This is a genomic window from Stenotrophomonas sp. 17(2023) (assembly GCF_030345315.1).
Classification (GTDB): Bacteria; Pseudomonadota; Gammaproteobacteria; order Xanthomonadales; family Xanthomonadaceae; genus Stenotrophomonas; species Stenotrophomonas acidaminiphila.
Genome location: NZ_CP128405.1, coordinates 2,590,496 through 2,606,069 on the forward strand (window position 1 = coordinate 2,590,496; position 15,574 = coordinate 2,606,069).

The window sequence follows — 15,574 nt, forward strand, 5'->3', positions numbered from 1 at the left end:
GCTCAGCCGCCGACGATGTACTGCTGCAGCTGGCCCAGTTCGCGGCGCTGCTGTTCGATCACCGACTTGACCAGGTCGCCGATGGAAATCACCCCGAGCACCGCACCGCCCTCGACCACGGGCAGGTGGCGGATGCGGCGGTCGGTCACCAGCTGCAGGCAGTCCTCGACCGTGTCCACAGGCGTCACGGTGACCACCTCGGCGGTCATGATCGCCGCCACCGGGGTATCGCGCGAAGAGCGGTCGCGCAGCACGATCTTGCGCGCGTAGTCGCGCTCGGAAAGGATGCCGGCCAGCCGTGCCCCGTCCATCACCAGCACCGCGCCGATGCCTTTTTCGGCCATCAGCCGGATCGCATCGATCACCGCGCTGTCCGGCGCTACCGCGTGGATCTCAGGGGACTTGGTCCCGAGCAACTGACGAACGGTCTGCATGGCGTTCTCCCTTGCTGGCGGATGCGTCCGATAGTGCCACGTCGGCCGGCCGCCAGGTGTCAACCAGGTACAACGGCCGCTGCTTGGCCTCCACGTAGAGGCGGCCGAGGTACTCGCCGATCAGGCCCAGCGCGATCAGCTGCACGCCGCCAAGGAACAGGATCACCGCCATCATCGTCGGCCAGCCGGCGACGCGGTCGCCGTACAGCGCGGCCTTGCCCACCACCCAGGCGGCGAAAACGAAGGAGGAGGCCGCGGTCAGCAGCCCGAGATAGGTCGCCACCCGCAGCGGCGCGGTGGAAAAACTGGTGATGCCTTCCAGCGCGAAGTTCCACAGCTTCCAGAGCCCGAACTTGCTGCGCCCGGCCACGCGCGGCGCACGCCGGTACGGCAGCGCAACCCGGCGGAAGCCGACCCAGCCGAACAGGCCCTTCATGAAACGCTGGCGCTCGCGCAGTTGCCGCAGCGCCGCCAGCGCGCGCGGTGACAACAGGCGGAAATCTCCGGTATCGGCGGGAATCGGCGTCTTCGACAGCCGCCCCATCACCCGGTAGAAGGCGGACGCGGTGGCGCGCTTCACCCATCCGTCGCCCTCGCGCGCAAGACGCACGCCATACACGTCGTCATGGCCCTGCCGCCACAGCGCGACGAACTGCGCGATCAGCTCCGGCGGGTCCTGGCCATCGGCATCCAGGATCAGCGCCGCACCTTCGTCCACCAGGTCCAGCCCGGCGGTGAGCGCGGCCTCCTTGCCGAAGTTGCGCGACAGCCGCAGCGCCGCCACCCGCGGGTCGCCCGCCGCCAGCTGCTGCATCAGCGCCCAGGTCGCATCGGTGCTGCCATCGTCCACGTACAGCACCCGGCCATCGATGTCGGGCAGGCATTCGAGCGCGGCGCCAAGGCGCTGGTGCAGCAACGGCAGGGCGTCCTGTTCGTTGCAGGCGGCGATGACGACGGTCAGCCGGTCGCGGTGTGTCATGCGCGCATTCTACGGAAGATCGAACGCATGCCCCCGCGCCGCCGCGGCGGTGGTGTCACTCTCCATCCACGGCATAGCCCGGACCGCCCAACTGCCGTGCCTGGCGCTGGATCCAGGCGGCGCGGCGCTGTACGAACGGGCCCGGCCGGGTCGCGCTGTAGCGCCGCGGCGATGGCAGCACCGCCGCCAGGCGCGCGCTCTCGGCCGGCGACAACCGCGCCGCATCCTTGCCCCAGAACTGCCGCGACGCGGCCTGCACGCCGTAGACCCCATCGCCGAACTCGGCGACGTTGGCGTACATCTCAAGGATCCGCCGCTTCGACCACAGCGCTTCGATCAGCACCGTGTACCAGGCCTCCAGGCCCTTGCGCAGCCAGCTGCGGCCCTGCCACAGGAACAGGTTCTTGGCGACCTGCTGGCTGATCGTGCTGCCGCCGCGCAGGCGCTTGCCACGGGCGTTGTGGTCCATCGCCTTCTCGATCGCTTCCAGGTCGAACCCGTTGTGCAGCGGGAACCGCTGGTCCTCGGCCGCCACCAGCGAGATCGGCACGCTGGCCGCCATCGCGTCCAGGTCGCGCCACTGGTAGTGGATCCGGAACCCCCAGTCGCCCTGCCCCCAGGCTTCGACCTGGCGCAGCGCCATCACCGTGGAAAACGGCGGATCGACGAACCGCAACACCGCCACCTGCACGATGCTGAACAGCGCCAGCGCGCAGGGGGTGATCCACAACCAGCGCCGCCACCTGCGCCGGGGCCGTACCTTGCGCTCGTCCTGTTCCGTCCCCATCTGCTTGCCCGACCCCATGAATCCCGACATCGGCGCATTATCCGGCACCGGCGTCCCCATACGTGCAGATTCCCATGACCGAAACGTCCGACCTCCTTGTCCGCTTCCTCCTGCCCGAGGCCGGCGTGCGCGGCGTCCATGTCCAGCTCTCCGGCAGCTGGCGTGAAATCCTGTCCCACGGCAGCTACCGCCCCTCGGCCACGCGCCTGCTCGGCGAGGCCTGCGTCGCCTCGGCCCTGTTCACCGGCCACATCAAGATCGACGGCCGCCTGTCCGTGCAGCTGCGCAGCAGTTCGTCGCTGCGCACCCTGTTCGCCGAGTGCACCTCGGCCGGCACCCTGCGCGGCATCGCCCAGGTCGAGGACGGCCAGGACGCCCCGCCCGACCTGTCCCGGCTCGGTGACGGCGCGCTGCTGGCCATCACCATCGAAAACCCGGGCCTGGACCCGCGCGAACCGCAGCGCTACCAGAGCCTTGTGGCGCTGCAGGGCAGCAGCCTGGACGAAGCGTTCGAGGACTACTTCCGCCATTCCGAGCAGTTGCCCACGCGCCTGCTGCTGGCCGCCGACGGCGACCGCGCCGCGGGCCTGCTGCTGCAGAAGCTCCCGGGCGACCAGGGCGACGAGGACGGCTGGGCCCGCGCCGGGGCGCTGTTCGACACCCTGGGACGCGACGAGCTGCTGGCGGTAGGCGGCCCCGAGCTGCTGCAGCGCCTGTTCCACGAAGAGCAGGTCGAGACCATGGGCGGCAAGCCGCTGCGTTTCGGCTGCTCCTGTTCGCGCGAGCGGGTGATCGGCATGCTGCAGTCGCTGGGCGAGGACGAAGCCCGCGCCGCCGCCGCCGACAGCGGCCAGGTCGAGGTGCGCTGCGAGTTCTGCGGGCGCGAGTATCACTTCCCTTTGACCGAATTCGGCGTATTGTTTGCAGTCATACCTGCCAGCCAGGCCGCTCCAGAGCGGCTGCAGTAACGGCACCGACGAGCTGCGTTCCGGGGAGGACGGAGACTTGTTAAGAAAACATAAACAACATACGATCAGAATCTCACGCACCGGGAACTTCCCGGCCCCTGTCCTGTCTGATTGAGTCCATGAACACTTTCCTGCGCCTGCCGCTGGCCTTGCTGATCGCCCTTGGGGTGGCCACGGGCGCGCACGCGCAGAGCAAGCCGCGCGCTCCCCAGGACAGCACCGTGCTGCCGGTCTGGAACAAGGGCAGCGGCAAGGTCGAGGCCCTGCTGTATCTCGAACCCACCGGCGAACAGATGGCCGGGGCGCGCTGGCACTTCGGCCGCAATTCACTCGATACCGCGTTCGGGCTCTCGTCCGGCGACTCGCTCGGCCTGCTGTGCAACAGCAGCCGCGGCAGCAGCATCAGCGGGCTGGCCAGCCACTGCATGCTGGCCAGCCTGGGCGACGACGATGACGACGCCGGCCCCGCCCGCCACCTGTCGGCGACCACTACCTTCAACCGCCCCGGCGGACGCGTCGGCCTGAGCGCCGGCACCGGCCGCGACACGCTGCCGGCGTGGCTGTCGGGCAATGCCAAGGCACCGGCCGCGCGCGTGGAACAGAACGACCTGACCGTATTCGGCCAGAAGAACATCGGCCGCGAGGGCTTCGTCTCCATCGGCGGCACCTACGCCAAGGCGCGCCTGGTTCCGCTCAGCGACGCCTCGCCCGCCCTCGTCGACCAATGGGACAGCAAGAGCCTGAGCATCGGCGGCGGCTACGGGCCATTCAGCGCCAACATCATCGGTCGCGTCGTCGACGCCCCCGGCCAGCCCGGCAAGTGGGAAGGCATCGGCCTGGGCCTGACCTGGCGCACGCCCTGGAGCGGGCAGCTCACCGTTGGCGCCGAGAACGTCGTCACCCGCGGCAAGAACCCGTTCTCCCCGCGCAACGAGAGCAATGACGAAGGGGCGATTCCCTACGTGCGCTACGAGCAGGACCTCTGAGTCCACCGCGATAGAGCGCCCCCCGCATTTATCAGAACGCCTCCGCAAGGAGGCGTTTTTTGTTGCACCTGCAACATTCACTTTGCCGAATTTCACCAAACCCACGCAATTCATTAACGAAGCTTTAATTTCAGAAGAGACGGAAGTACTATCGGGTCAGCCACACGGTTTTGGGACCGTCCTTTCGGGCCCACCGCGCAGGCGATACCACATGTAACTACCAAGACCACTTGGAGAGAGAGAGCCCATGTATTGCAAGTCCAACAAGCTGCGTGACGCAGTGGTGCTGGCCCTGGTCGCGGGTGTCGGCAGCACCGGCACTGCCTTCGCCCAGGACAACAGCGGCGCCACCAACCTCGACCGCATCCAGGTCACCGGTTCGCGCATCAAGCGCGTCGACCTCGAAACTTCGCAGCCCGTGTTCACGATGAGCCGCGAGCAGATTCAGGCCCAGGGCCAGACCTCGATCGGCGATATCATCCAGAGCATCAGCACCAACGGCTCTACCCTCAACAGCACCTACAACAACGGCGGCAACGGTGAAACCCGCGTCAACATGCGCAACCTGGGTTCGAACCGTACCCTGGTCCTGGTCAACGGCCGTCGCTGGATCGGCGGCACCGGTCTGGGCGGCGCGGTCGATCTGAACACCATCCCGTCGGCGGCCGTGGAGCGTATCGAGGTCCTGAAGGATGGCGCGTCCACCATCTACGGTTCGGACGCCATCGCCGGCGTGGTCAACATCATCCTGCGCCAGAATTTCGATGGCGCCGAGGCCAATGCCTACTTTGGTCAGTACGACAAGGGCGACGGCAATCGCGAGTCCTATGACTTCACCATCGGCTCCACCGGTGATCGCTGGCACGCCACCCTGGGCGTCGGCTACGTGAAGGAAGAGCCGGTGTGGGCGGGTGATCGCAAGATCTCGGCCGTACCGACCTACGGCGCACTGCCCAACACCGGCAACAGCAGCACCACCCCGGACGGCCGCTTCGGCTTCTACGGCCAGACCGGCTTGGATGATGACGGCAACCCGGTGTACGGCTCGACCCGCCCGAACGGCGCGGAAGGTTATTTCGTCACCGGCAATGGCGGCAGCACCTGGCGCAATTACACCAGCGCCGACAGCTTCAACCATGCTCCGGGCAACCTGCTGATCACCCCGCAGGAGCGCACCTCGCTGTTCGCTGACGCCGGCCTGTCGATCACCGACAATGTCCGCTTCAAGAGCACCGTCACCTACAACGAGCGCAAGTCGGAGCAGATCCTGGCGGCCATGCCGATCGTGCTGGGTCGCGCGGCGCCGGGCACCAATGGTGCCAACATCGTCATCAGCAAGGACAACATCTACAACAACACCGGCCGTGACATCGACTACATCCAGTATCGTGCGACCGAGACCGGCGGCCGCATCTACAAGCAGAACGTCAAGACCTACGCCTTCAATGGCGGCTTCGAAGGCGACTTCGAAGTGAACGACCGCTTCTGGAGCTGGGAAGCCGGCATGTTCTACGGCAAGAACGACCAGACCGACATCACCACCGGCTTCTTCAACATCTCCGCCCTGCGCAGCGCCCTGGGCCCGTCGTTCATCGACGCCGGCGGCGTGGCACGTTGCGGAACCGCCGGCAATGTGATCGACGGCTGCGTTCCCATGAACATGCTCAGCGGCAAGGGGTCGATGACGCCCGAGATGATCAAGTACGCGAGCTTCACCGCGCACGACGTGTACGGGTACGAGCAGAAGACCTATTACGCCAACGTCGGCGGCGAACTGTTCGACCTGCCGGGCGGCGCATTCGCCTTCTCGGCCGGCTTCGAGCATCGCAATGAATCGGGCTTCGACGATCCGGACGGCCTGATCAACTCCGGCGACACCACCGGCAACGCGCGCACCGCCACTGCCGGCGGTTACAGCCTGGACGAAGCGTACCTGGAACTGGCGATTCCGCTGCTGTCCGGCGTCACCGGCGCCCAGCTGCTTGATTTCAGCGTCGCGACCCGCGTCTCGGACTACAGCAACTTCGGCAAGACCGTCAACAGCAAGTTCGGTTTCCGCTGGAAGCCGATCAACGACCTGATGATCCGCGGCAACTGGTCCGAAGGCTTCCGCGCCCCGTCGATCAGCGAGCTGTATTCCGGCGTCAGCGACACCTTCGAGAACGTGGCCGACCCGTGTGCCGGCTCGGTCGAAGGCGTGCCGAACCCGGCCAGCCCGGCGGGTTGCGCAGGCATTCCGCGCTATCCGCAGGCCAACTCGCAGATCCGCACCACGGAAGGTGGCAACCCGAACCTCGGCCCGGAGACCTCCACCTCCAAGACGCTGGGCTTCGTCTACAGCCCCAGCTATGTGCAGGGCCTGGACGTGTCGCTTGACTGGTGGAACATCAAGATCGAGGGCGCCATCTATGCCCAGGACGCGCAGGAAATGCTGGACAGCTGCTACAAGGCTGGCATCTCCGCCGTTTGCAACCTGATCACCCGTGATGCGACCGGCCAGATCTCCAACATGCTGGCGGTGCCGAACAACGTCGCCACCATGAAGGTTGAAGGCTGGGATCTGACCCTGGGCTACCGCCTGCCGGAGACCCGTTTCGGCAGCTTCAACGTGGTCTGGGACTCGACCTACACCTCCAACTACTCGGTCGCCGATCCGCTCAACCCGGGCGCGAACCGTGTCGGCCAGTATCGTAGCCGTGACAACTACTGGCGCATCCGCTCCAACCTGCTGCTGGGTTGGCAGATGGGCGACTTCGGTGCCAACGCCATGGTGCGCTACTACTCTGCACAGACCGAGAAGTGCACCGGCAGCAACTTCACCGGTGGCAACTTCGCCCTGCTGTGCTCGGACAAGGATCGTATCGGCCTGGGCGGCAAGCCTGATCCGCGCAACGCCATCCCGAGTGCGACCTACACCGACCTCAGCGCCTACTGGAAGACGCCGTGGAACGGGCAGATCACCCTCGGCGTCAACAATGCGTTCGATCGTGACCCGCCGAAGTCGTACACCACGTTTGCCAATACGTTCGATCCGCAGTACGAAATTCCGGGGCGCTTCTTCTACATGCGCTACAACCAGAAGTTCTGATCGGCTGATTGATCAGCGTTTCAAGCAACGGCCCCGAAAGGGGCCGTTGTCTTTTGCGGGAAGCAGAACACTGCGAAGACACAAAAAAAGCCGCGGCATGCGCGGCTCTTCCATCGTCCATCTCGTCTGCATTCACCCGTTCGGGATCAGCGTCTCGATCACGTGCTCGACGTAGGACTCGAATTCCTCGCGCGCCTGCCGCGGCTGCTGCAGCTGCAGCGACAGCTGCAGGAAGCCCACGTAGGCCGCGTAGGCCAGGCGCGCGCGGTGGCGCGCGTCGGTGGAGCTCAGCCCGGCCTGGCGGAACGAGGCCATCAGGTACTCCAGCCGGCGTTGCGAAACGCGGTCGATCACCGGCCGCACCAGCGGGTTGTCGAGCGCCTTGAGCAGCTCGCTGTAGATCACATGCGGGGTCACTTCATGCGCGACCAGCTGGAACAGCGCGCGCAGGCGCGTGCGCGGATCGGGCACTTCCTCCAGGCTGCCGAACACCTGCTGCTGCTCGACCAGCTCCCACCGTTCCAGCGCGGCCTGCAGCAGCGCGTCGCGCGAGGGAAAGTGCCAGTAGAAGCTGCCCTTGGTGACACCGAGGCGGCGGGCCAGCGGCTCCACCGCGACCGCGCCGACCCCCTGCTCCGCGATCAGGTCCAGGGCAGCCTGGGCCCAGTCATCCGCGCTGAGGCGGCTGTTGCGTGTACCGCGGGGTTCCGCCGGGGAAGCTGAAGATTCGTTCATCCGTTGATTTAACCATACGCCGGGGACTGGTTGCAGTATGCGCCGCGCCAGCGCCCCGCGCGACGGCCCATCGCCGCCCGGCAACGCCCTGCCGGACAAGGCGCGCCAATCCATACCCACCAGTATTGACGGCGCCTGACCATATCCATACCATCGGGTACGGTTATATCCCCGAGAACCGCATGCACGCGCAAGACACCCGGCTGGAAGGTGCCCACGGCATCGGACTGGCTGCTTCGAAAACCACCGGAAGCAAGTCGCCGATCCTGCTCGCGCATGGCTTCGGCCAGACCCGTGGCGCCTGGACCGCGACCGCCGCGGCGCTGCATGCCGCCGGCCATCCCACGCTGGCCTTCGATGCACGCGGCCACGGCGGCTCGGACTGGAATCCGGCCGACCTGCCCTATCACGGCGAACAATTCACCGATGACCTGATCGTGGTCGCCGGCGAGCTGCGGCGGCCGCCGGTGCTGGTCGCCGCTTCGATGGGCGGGCTGTTCGGGCTGATGGCCGAAGCGCGCTGGCCGGGCCTGTTCGCGGCCATGGTGCTGGTGGACATCACCCCGCGCTGGGAAACCCGCGGCGTCGAGCGCATCCTCGCCTTCATGAGCGCGCATCCGGACGGCTTCGCATCGCTGGAAGCGGCCGCCGACAGCATCGCCCGCTATCTGCCGCACCGCCCGCGCAAGAGCGAGGACGCGCTGCGCGCGTTGCTGCGCCCCACCGGCAGCGGCCGCTGGAGCTGGCACTGGGATCCGCGGCTGGTGGAGGAACTGGCGCGCGACAGCGAGCAGCACCAGGACGCCATCGCCGAGGCCGCACGCCGCGTCGAATGCCCGGTGATGCTGGTCAGCGGCGGCCGCAGCGACCTCGTCACTCCGCAGACGGTGGCAGAATTCCTGGCGCTGGTGCCGCATGCGCGGCACGTGCATCTGCCCGACGCCACGCATATGGTGGCAGGCGATGACAACGACGCGTTTACCGCCGCCGTGTTGAACTATCTGGACGCACTGCCCCCGGCTGCCGCCGCAGCGTCCGCCCGAACCGAGCACGTTACCGGAGCAAGTCAATGAGTACTGTCGTTCCCTTCCTGGCCCTGCTGCTGGCAGCGGCCTTCGTTGCCTACCACCGCATGCGGCTGGTCACCTGGACGGTGATCGGTGCCGTGCTGCTGGGCATCTGCTGGTTCACCGGCGTCAACCCGACCGCGGTCATCGTCGCCGCGGCGATCCTGGCCCTGGTCAGCGCGCTGGTGCTGCTGCCGTTCCTGCGCAGGCCGCTGATCACCTCGCCGTTCATGGGGGTGTTCCGCAAGGTGCTGCCGCCGCTGTCCAAGACCGAGCGCATCGCCCTGGAGACTGGCTCGGTCGGCTTCGAAGGCGAACTGTTCACCGGCGACCCGGACTGGCAGAAGCTGCTGGATTACCCCAGGCCGCAGCTCACCGCCGAGGAACAGGCCTTCCTCGACGGCCCGGTCGAGGAGCTGTGCCGGATGGTCAACGACTGGGAGATCACCCACGTCCATGCCGACCTGCCGCCGGAGCTGTGGACCTTCATCAAGAACAACAAGTTCTTCGGCATGATCATCCCCAAGCAGTACGGCGGCCTGGGCTTCTCCGCGCTGGCGCACCACAAGGTCATCCAGAAGCTGGCCTCGATCTCCAGCGTGGTCAGCTCCACCGTCGGCGTGCCCAACTCGCTGGGCCCGGGTGAACTGCTCAACCACTACGGCACGCAGGAACAGAAGGACTACTACCTGCCGCGGCTGGCGGCAGGCACCGAAGTGCCCTGCTTCGGCCTGACCGGTCCGTTCGCCGGTTCCGATGCCACCTCCATCCCCGACTTCGGCATCGTCTGCCGGGGTACCTGGAACGGCGAGGACGTCCTGGGCCTCAGGCTGACCTTCGACAAGCGCTACATCACCCTGGCGCCGGTAGCCACGCTGATCGGCCTGGCGTTCCGCATGTACGACCCCGACGGCCTGCTCGGCGATACCAAGGACATCGGCATCACCCTGGCGCTGCTGCCGCGCGAGACCCCCGGGGTCGAGGTCGGCCGCCGCCACTTCCCGCTGAACTCGCCGTTCCAGAACGGCCCGATCCGCGGCAAGGACGTGTTCATCCCGCTCAGCCAGATCATCGGCGGCCCGGAGAAGCGCGGCCTGGGCTGGAACATGCTCAACGAATGCCTGGCCGTGGGCCGCTCGATCACCCTGCCGTCCACCGCCTCGGGCGGTGCCAAGGCCGGCGCGGTGATCACCGGCGCCTATGCCCGCATCCGCAAACAGTTCGGCCTGTCGGTCGGCCGCTTCGAGGGCGTGGAGGAAGCGCTGGCCCGCATCGGTGGCAAGGCCTACAAGATCAGCGCGCTGTCGCAGGCCACGGCCGCGGCGGTGGACCGCGGCGACGTACCGTCGGTGCCCTCGGCCATCGCCAAGTACCACTGCACCAACATGAGCCGCGAGTGCATCAGCGACATGATGGACGTCATCGGCGGCAAGGGCATCATCCTCGGCCCGCGCAACTTCGCCGGCCGCAGCTGGCAGGCCGCGCCCATCGCGATCACCGTGGAAGGCGCCAACATCATGACCCGCAGCCTGCTGATCTTCGGCCAGGGCGCGATCCTGTGCCATCCGTGGGTGCTGAAGGAAATGAAGGCCGCCCAGGACGAGGACCGCAAGGCCGGCCTGCGCGAGTTCGACCAGGCGCTGTTCGGCCACGTGCGCTTCGGCATCTCCAACGCCGTGCGTTCGTTCTGGTTCGGGCTCACCGGCGCACGCTTCGGTGCCGCCCCGGGCGACGCCTACACCCGCCGCTACTTCCGCAAGCTGGACCGCTATTCCGCCAACCTGGCGCTGATGGCCGACATCTCGATGATGACCCTGGGCGGCAAGCTCAAGTTCAAGGAATCACTGTCCGGCCGCCTGGGCGACGTGCTCAGCCACATCTACATGACCAGCGCGATGCTCAAGCGCTATCACGACGAAGGCGCGCCGACGGCCGACCAGCCGCTGCTGGCGTGGGCGTTCCACGACAGCGTGCACCGCATCGAGGAAGCGTTGTCGGCGGCGCTGCGCAACTTCCCGATCCGCCCGATCGGCTGGCTGATGTGGGCGCTGATCTTCCCGTTCGGCCGCCGCGCCGAAGCCCCGGGCGACCGCCTGAGCCGCCGCGTCGCCGCCACCCTGATGTCGCCCAACGAAGCCCGCGACCGGCTCGCCCAGGGCGTGTTCCTGACCCCGTGCGAGAACAACCCCGGTGGCCGCATCGCCAGCTACCTGACCAAGGCGGTCATGGCCGAGCCGGTGGAGCGCAAGTTCCTCAAGGCGCTCAAGACCAAGGGCATCGAGGCACTGACCTTCCCGGCGCAGCTGGACGAGGCGGTGGCCGAGGGCGTCATCACCCAGGACGAGCGCACCCTGCTGGAAGAACTGCGCGCGATCACCCTGGATACCATCACCGTGGACGACTTCGACCCGCACGAGCTGCGCGCGGCGTCGTACTACGACCGCCAGGACCGGCAGCCGCAGCAGGTGGCCTGACCCGGGCCATCGGACGCAACCGGAACGGCGGGCGCATGCCCGCCGTTTCCTTTTCAACGAGGCAGGCATGACACTCCCATTGCTGACGTTGTACCGGCGCCTGGCGCGCTGGCCGGGCGGGCGCTGGCTGTTCACCCGCGCGGTGTGCTTCAAGGCGCCCTACTTCGCCAGTATCCGACCATGCATCACCGTGCTCGAAACAGGCCGCTGCGAAGGCACGCTGGCCGACCGCCGCGCAGTGCGCAACCACCTCGGCACCGTGCATGCCATCGCGCTGTGCAACCTCGCCGAGCTGACCGCCGGGTTGATGACCGACGCCTCGCTGCCGGCCGGCATGCGCTGGATCCCCAAGGGCATGCAGGTACGCTACCTGGCCAAGGCGCGCGGTCGACTGCACGCGGTCGCCGTGCCGGAACGCCCGATCGCCAGCGGCACCGTCGGCTACGAATTGCCCGTGCGCGTGGGCATCAGCGATGCCGCCGGCACCGAGGTGTTCGTCGCCCACATCGCGATGTGGGTGTCGCCGCGCCACGGAAACGGGTGAGCCATGGACACCGCCGAACTACTGGTGCGCCTGGGGGGCGTGCACAGCCTGGGCTTCGCGGCCTTCCACCTGGCCTTCTGGAAACTGTTCGACTGGAAACGCGACCTCGCCCGCAACAGCCGAGCCAACCGCGCGATCATGCAGATCCTCAATCTGCGCCTGGTCTACGTCTTCCTGGGCATGGGCGTACTGGCGCTGGCGTTCGGCCGCGAACTGCCCGCCACGCCGCTGGGACGGGCGCTGCTGGGATTCATGACGTTGTTCTGGGTGGGACGCCTGCTGGAGCAGTTCGTATTCCTGCGCATCCACGACTGGCGCGTGCATCTGTTGAGCGCGTTGTTCGCGCTGGGCGCGGCGCTGCATGCCGTGCCGCTGTCGCTGGCCTGAGGCGCGCGGTCGAGCCGCGCGCGCCCTGCACCGGCATCAGCGGGAGCGTGGCGCCTCCGCCGCCGGCACGCCCTCGGGGCGACGCGACAGCCGCCAGCCGATGCCGGCAGCGATCACCGCGGCGGCCGCACTGACGCCGGCGAAACCGGCGGTGCCCACGCCCAGCACGCGCAGCCAGTTCATGCCCAGCGCGATGGACATGTCGCCGAACCGCCATACCGCCGTGTCCACGGCGTTCTGGCCCTTGTAGCGCACGTTGCGCGGCACCCGGGTGTACAGGCTGTGCCGCGCCGGCTCGGCCATGCCATAGGCCAGGCCGCGACTGACGATCAGTGCGATCGCCACCGCCGGCATGCCCATCAGCAACGGCGCGTGCGGATCGCGCGCGAACAGCACCAGCGACAGCGCGCAGACGCTGACCAGCGCCCAGATCATGATGACGATGCCCGGCCCCCTGCGCGGCAGCAGCCAGCGGGTGAGGGTGAGCTGGGTGATGGCGGTCAGCACGTTGCCGGCCAGGTCGATGTTGGCGGCAAAGCGGGTACGCGCCACCGCGTCGGCGAACGTAGCGCCTGAATAGTCGGTCACCAGCGCATAGTTCACCGTGCCGATGCCGTCGGCCAGCAGCAGCAGGATCGACATGTTGCGGATGAACGGGTCGGCGAACACCTGCTTGAGCCCGTCGAACATGCCACCGCCGACCGCGGCCTCGTGGCCGGGTTCATTGCGGCGCGCGCCATGCCGACGCGCCCAGCGGCCGAGCGCGACCACGCACCCCAGCGCCAGGCACAGCAGCGCCGCCGATACCACCAGCAGCGGCGCCACGCCGATCACGCCGACCAGCGAACGGGTCAGCATCGGGCCGGCGACCGCGCCCACCGTACCGGCCACGGCAATGACCGGGAACAGGCGCCGCGCCTGCCCGCTGTCCCAGATGTCGGACATGAAGCTCCAGAACACCGACACCACGAACAGGTTGAACACGCTCACCCAGACGAAGAACATCACCCCCAGCGTCTTCGGCCCGAGCAGCTCCGGCCATGCGAACAGCGGGACGAAGCCGAGCAGGCAGGCGATGAAGAACACCTGGACCACCGGCATCACCACCCGTCGCGGCCAGCGCGTCACCAGCGCGGCGAACAGCGGCGACAGCAGCAGGGTGCCGATGAACGTGGCGCCGTAGAACCAGGGCAGCTGGGTCGAGCCGACCGCGGCGGCCAGCTGCTCGCGCAGCGGGCGGATCACGTAGTACGCGGCCAGCACGCAAAAGAAATAGGCGAAGGACAGCGCGACCGCCAGCCGCTCCCCCGCATGTACCCTGCCCTGACCGGACCGCATCGGCCTGCACCCGTCGCAACAAAGCGCGCACGGTATCCGATGCACTGCAACATCGCCAGTGCGGGCCTGTGTCCCGGCTATGCTGGCGACACGCCAGGGGGGGAGCGCGATGCGGGAATTCGACTACATCATCATCGGTGCCGGTTCGGCCGGTTGCGTGCTGGCCAACCGGCTCAGTGCCGATCCGCAGGTGCAGGTGCTGCTGGTCGAGGCCGGCCCGCGCGACCGCAACCCGTTCATCCACATGCCGGCCGGGCTGGCACGACTGGCCGGCAACCGCCGCCTCAACTGGAGCTACCACACCGAACCGGAACCGCAATTGCAGGGACGGCGGCTGTGGTGGCCGCGTGGCAAGGTCCTGGGTGGCTCGAGCTCGATCAACGCGATGTGCTACGTGCGCGGCGTCGCCGGCGACTACGACCGCTGGGCCGCGGCCGGTGCCACCGGCTGGGACTGGGCCGGGGTGCTGCCGTGGTTCCGCCGGAGCGAGCACAACAGCCGCGGCGGCGACGCGCTGCACGGCGACGACGGCCCGCTGCATGTTTCGGACCTGCGCCACGTCAACCCGCTCAGCCATGCCTTCGTCGAAGCCGGCGTGCAGGCCGGCCATCCGCACAATCAGGATTTCAACGGACCAACCCAGATCGGCGTCGGCCTGTACCAGGTGACGCAGAAGGAAGGTGCGCGCTGTTCGTCGGCCGCCGCCTATCTGGCGCCGGTACGGCAGCGTCGCAACCTGCAGGTACTGACCGGGGCCCAGGTCGAGCGCATCCTTGTCGACGCCGGCCGCGCGCACGGCATCGCCCTGCGCCACGGCGGGCAACGCCGGCACCTGCACGCGCGATGCGAGGTCCTGCTCAGCGCCGGCGCGGTCAATTCGCCGCAGCTGCTGATGCTCTCCGGGATCGGCCCGGCCGATGCCCTGCGCGCCCACGGCATCGCGGTGCAGCTCGACCAGCCGCAGGTCGGCGCCAACCTGCAGGACCACCTGGACATCTGCACCCTGTACCGCACCGTTCCCGGGGTCAGCTACGACCGCGCCAGCGAGCTGAAGATCGCGTTCGACTGGTTCCTGCGCGGCCATCGCGGCGCCGGCAGCAGCAACATCGCCGAGGCCGGCGGTTTCGTGCGCTCGCACCTCGCCGCCGACGAGCGCGCCGACATCCAGTTCCATTTCGTACCGGCGATGCTCGACGACCACGGCCGCCACCGGCTGCCTGGCGACGGCTACACCCTGCACGCCTGCTACCTGCACCCGCGCAGCCGCGGGCACATCGCCCTGGCCGGCGCGGACCCGTCGCTACCGCCCAGGATCCACGCCAACTACCTGGGCGACAGCGACGGCTTCGACCTGCGGATGATGATCGAAGCCGCACGCCTGAGCCGCGACCTCCTGCGCCAGCCCGCGTTCGATCGCTGGCGGCGCGCACCGGTCTTCCCCGCGCGCGAGGACCTGGACGATGCCGGGCTGGAAGCGTTCATCCGCGCCAAGGCCGAAACCATCTACCACCCGATCGGCACCTGCCGCATGGGCAGCGACGACGCGGCGGTGCTCGACCCGCAGTTGCGGCTGCGCGGCGTGGAGGGACTGCGCGTGATCGATGCCTCGGCGATGCCCACGCTGGTCAGCGGCAACACCAACGCACCGGTGATCATGATGGCCGAGCGCGCGGCGGCGTTGATCCTCGATCCACAGGCGGGATCAGCGCCCTGGTCGTGATCCAGCGACAAAACCCAGCAATATCAAGATGATGCCTATTCATCTTCTCCCCGTTTGTGCAATCGAG

At 67.9% G+C, this 15,574-nt stretch carries 13 protein-coding genes; 8 read left to right on the top strand and 5 right to left on the bottom strand.

Features of this window, described 5'->3' with window-relative positions; genetic code table 11:
- Positions 1-2 precede the first annotated feature (2 nt).
- From QQA12_RS11710 to mtgA, 3 genes are read right to left on the bottom strand one after another with little or no spacing between them, the layout of a single operon-like run.
- Positions 3-434, bottom strand: coding sequence for a CBS domain-containing protein (locus tag QQA12_RS11710; protein WP_226049394.1), 432 nt, complete (start codon positions 432-434; stop codon positions 3-5).
- Positions 394-1,413, bottom strand: a complete 1,020-nt coding sequence (locus QQA12_RS11715; RefSeq protein WP_054667096.1) for a glycosyltransferase family 2 protein — start codon at positions 1,411-1,413, stop codon at positions 394-396. The genes QQA12_RS11710 and QQA12_RS11715 overlap by 41 nt, the downstream gene beginning before the upstream one ends.
- Positions 1,414-1,468: 55 nt before the next feature.
- Positions 1,469-2,200 (bottom strand): monofunctional biosynthetic peptidoglycan transglycosylase, encoded by a 732-nt coding sequence (mtgA, locus tag QQA12_RS11720; protein ID WP_226049939.1) that lies wholly within the window; start codon positions 2,198-2,200, stop codon positions 1,469-1,471.
- Between the two features lie 74 nt (positions 2,201-2,274).
- Here mtgA and QQA12_RS11725 point away from each other — a divergent pair, with 74 nt between their 5' ends.
- The 3 genes from QQA12_RS11725 (at position 2,275) to QQA12_RS11735 (ending at position 7,242) form a co-directional block, all read left to right on the top strand.
- On the top strand, positions 2,275-3,168 hold the full coding sequence (locus tag QQA12_RS11725) for an Hsp33 family molecular chaperone HslO (RefSeq protein WP_226049395.1): 894 nt from the start codon (positions 2,275-2,277) through the stop codon (positions 3,166-3,168).
- A gap of 119 nt (positions 3,169-3,287) precedes the next feature.
- Complete coding sequence (locus QQA12_RS11730; RefSeq protein WP_054667103.1) at positions 3,288-4,154, top strand: hypothetical protein; 867 nt, start codon at positions 3,288-3,290, stop codon at positions 4,152-4,154.
- Positions 4,155-4,401: 247 nt separating this feature from the next.
- The gene (locus QQA12_RS11735; protein ID WP_226049396.1) at positions 4,402-7,242 is read left to right on the top strand and encodes a TonB-dependent receptor; all 2,841 of its coding nucleotides are present in this window, start codon (positions 4,402-4,404) and stop codon (positions 7,240-7,242) included.
- Positions 7,243-7,374: 132 nt separating this feature from the next.
- On the opposite strand, the gene QQA12_RS11740 is transcribed toward QQA12_RS11735, so the two are convergent.
- Positions 7,375-7,977, bottom strand: a complete 603-nt coding sequence (locus tag QQA12_RS11740) for a TetR/AcrR family transcriptional regulator (RefSeq protein ID WP_054667106.1) — start codon at positions 7,975-7,977, stop codon at positions 7,375-7,377.
- Positions 7,978-8,159: 182 nt separating this feature from the next.
- Here QQA12_RS11740 and QQA12_RS11745 point away from each other — a divergent pair, with 182 nt between their 5' ends.
- The 4 genes from QQA12_RS11745 to QQA12_RS11760 all read left to right on the top strand — a co-directional run bounded on the left by QQA12_RS11745 (position 8,160) and on the right by QQA12_RS11760 (position 12,449).
- Positions 8,160-9,050, top strand: a complete 891-nt coding sequence (locus QQA12_RS11745) for an alpha/beta hydrolase (protein ID WP_226049397.1) — start codon at positions 8,160-8,162, stop codon at positions 9,048-9,050.
- Entirely contained in the window at positions 9,047-11,518 is a 2,472-nt protein-coding gene (locus QQA12_RS11750) for an acyl-CoA dehydrogenase (protein WP_226049398.1), read from the top strand. Before QQA12_RS11745 ends, QQA12_RS11750 begins: the two co-directional genes overlap by 4 nt.
- 67 nt (positions 11,519-11,585) lie before the next feature.
- Positions 11,586-12,062: a hotdog fold domain-containing protein gene (locus tag QQA12_RS11755; RefSeq protein WP_056931295.1), complete on the top strand. Its 477-nt coding sequence runs from the start codon at positions 11,586-11,588 to the stop codon at positions 12,060-12,062.
- 3 nt (positions 12,063-12,065) lie between these two features.
- A complete protein-coding gene (locus QQA12_RS11760) occupies positions 12,066-12,449 on the top strand; it encodes a hypothetical protein (protein ID WP_056931294.1) in 384 nt (127 codons plus the stop codon).
- 36 nt (positions 12,450-12,485) lie between these two features.
- Here QQA12_RS11760 and QQA12_RS11765 read toward each other — a convergent pair whose 3' ends face one another.
- On the bottom strand, positions 12,486-13,787 hold the full coding sequence (locus tag QQA12_RS11765) for an MFS transporter (protein ID WP_054667113.1): 1,302 nt from the start codon (positions 13,785-13,787) through the stop codon (positions 12,486-12,488).
- Between the two features lie 109 nt (positions 13,788-13,896).
- Between QQA12_RS11765 and QQA12_RS11770 the strand changes: the two genes are divergently transcribed.
- Positions 13,897-15,507, top strand: coding sequence for a choline dehydrogenase (locus tag QQA12_RS11770; protein ID WP_226049399.1), 1,611 nt, complete (start codon positions 13,897-13,899; stop codon positions 15,505-15,507).
- Positions 15,508-15,574 lie beyond the last annotated feature (67 nt).

Excerpts from the sequence above, each read along its gene's own strand:
- QQA12_RS11730 (WP_054667103.1), top strand. The coding sequence starts at position 3,288 with ATGAACACTTTCCTGCGCCTGCCGCTGGCCTTGCTGATCGCCCTTGGG.
- QQA12_RS11755 (WP_056931295.1), top strand. The coding sequence starts at position 11,586 with ATGACACTCCCATTGCTGACGTTGTACCGGCGCCTGGCGCGCTGGCCG.
- mtgA (WP_226049939.1), bottom strand. The coding sequence starts at position 2,200 with ATGGGGACGGAACAGGACGAGCGCAAGGTACGGCCCCGGCGCAGGTGG.
- QQA12_RS11765 (WP_054667113.1), bottom strand. The coding sequence starts at position 13,787 with ATGCGGTCCGGTCAGGGCAGGGTACATGCGGGGGAGCGGCTGGCGGTC.
- QQA12_RS11710 (WP_226049394.1), bottom strand. The coding sequence starts at position 434 with ATGCAGACCGTTCGTCAGTTGCTCGGGACCAAGTCCCCTGAGATCCAC.
- QQA12_RS11770 (WP_226049399.1), top strand. The coding sequence starts at position 13,897 with ATGCGGGAATTCGACTACATCATCATCGGTGCCGGTTCGGCCGGTTGC.
- QQA12_RS11715 (WP_054667096.1), bottom strand. The coding sequence starts at position 1,413 with ATGACACACCGCGACCGGCTGACCGTCGTCATCGCCGCCTGCAACGAA.
- QQA12_RS11725 (WP_226049395.1), top strand. The coding sequence starts at position 2,275 with ATGACCGAAACGTCCGACCTCCTTGTCCGCTTCCTCCTGCCCGAGGCC.
- QQA12_RS11740 (WP_054667106.1), bottom strand. The coding sequence starts at position 7,977 with ATGAACGAATCTTCAGCTTCCCCGGCGGAACCCCGCGGTACACGCAAC.
- QQA12_RS11750 (WP_226049398.1), top strand. The coding sequence starts at position 9,047 with ATGAGTACTGTCGTTCCCTTCCTGGCCCTGCTGCTGGCAGCGGCCTTC.
- QQA12_RS11735 (WP_226049396.1), top strand. The coding sequence starts at position 4,402 with ATGTATTGCAAGTCCAACAAGCTGCGTGACGCAGTGGTGCTGGCCCTG.
- QQA12_RS11760 (WP_056931294.1), top strand. The coding sequence starts at position 12,066 with ATGGACACCGCCGAACTACTGGTGCGCCTGGGGGGCGTGCACAGCCTG.
- QQA12_RS11745 (WP_226049397.1), top strand. The coding sequence starts at position 8,160 with ATGCACGCGCAAGACACCCGGCTGGAAGGTGCCCACGGCATCGGACTG.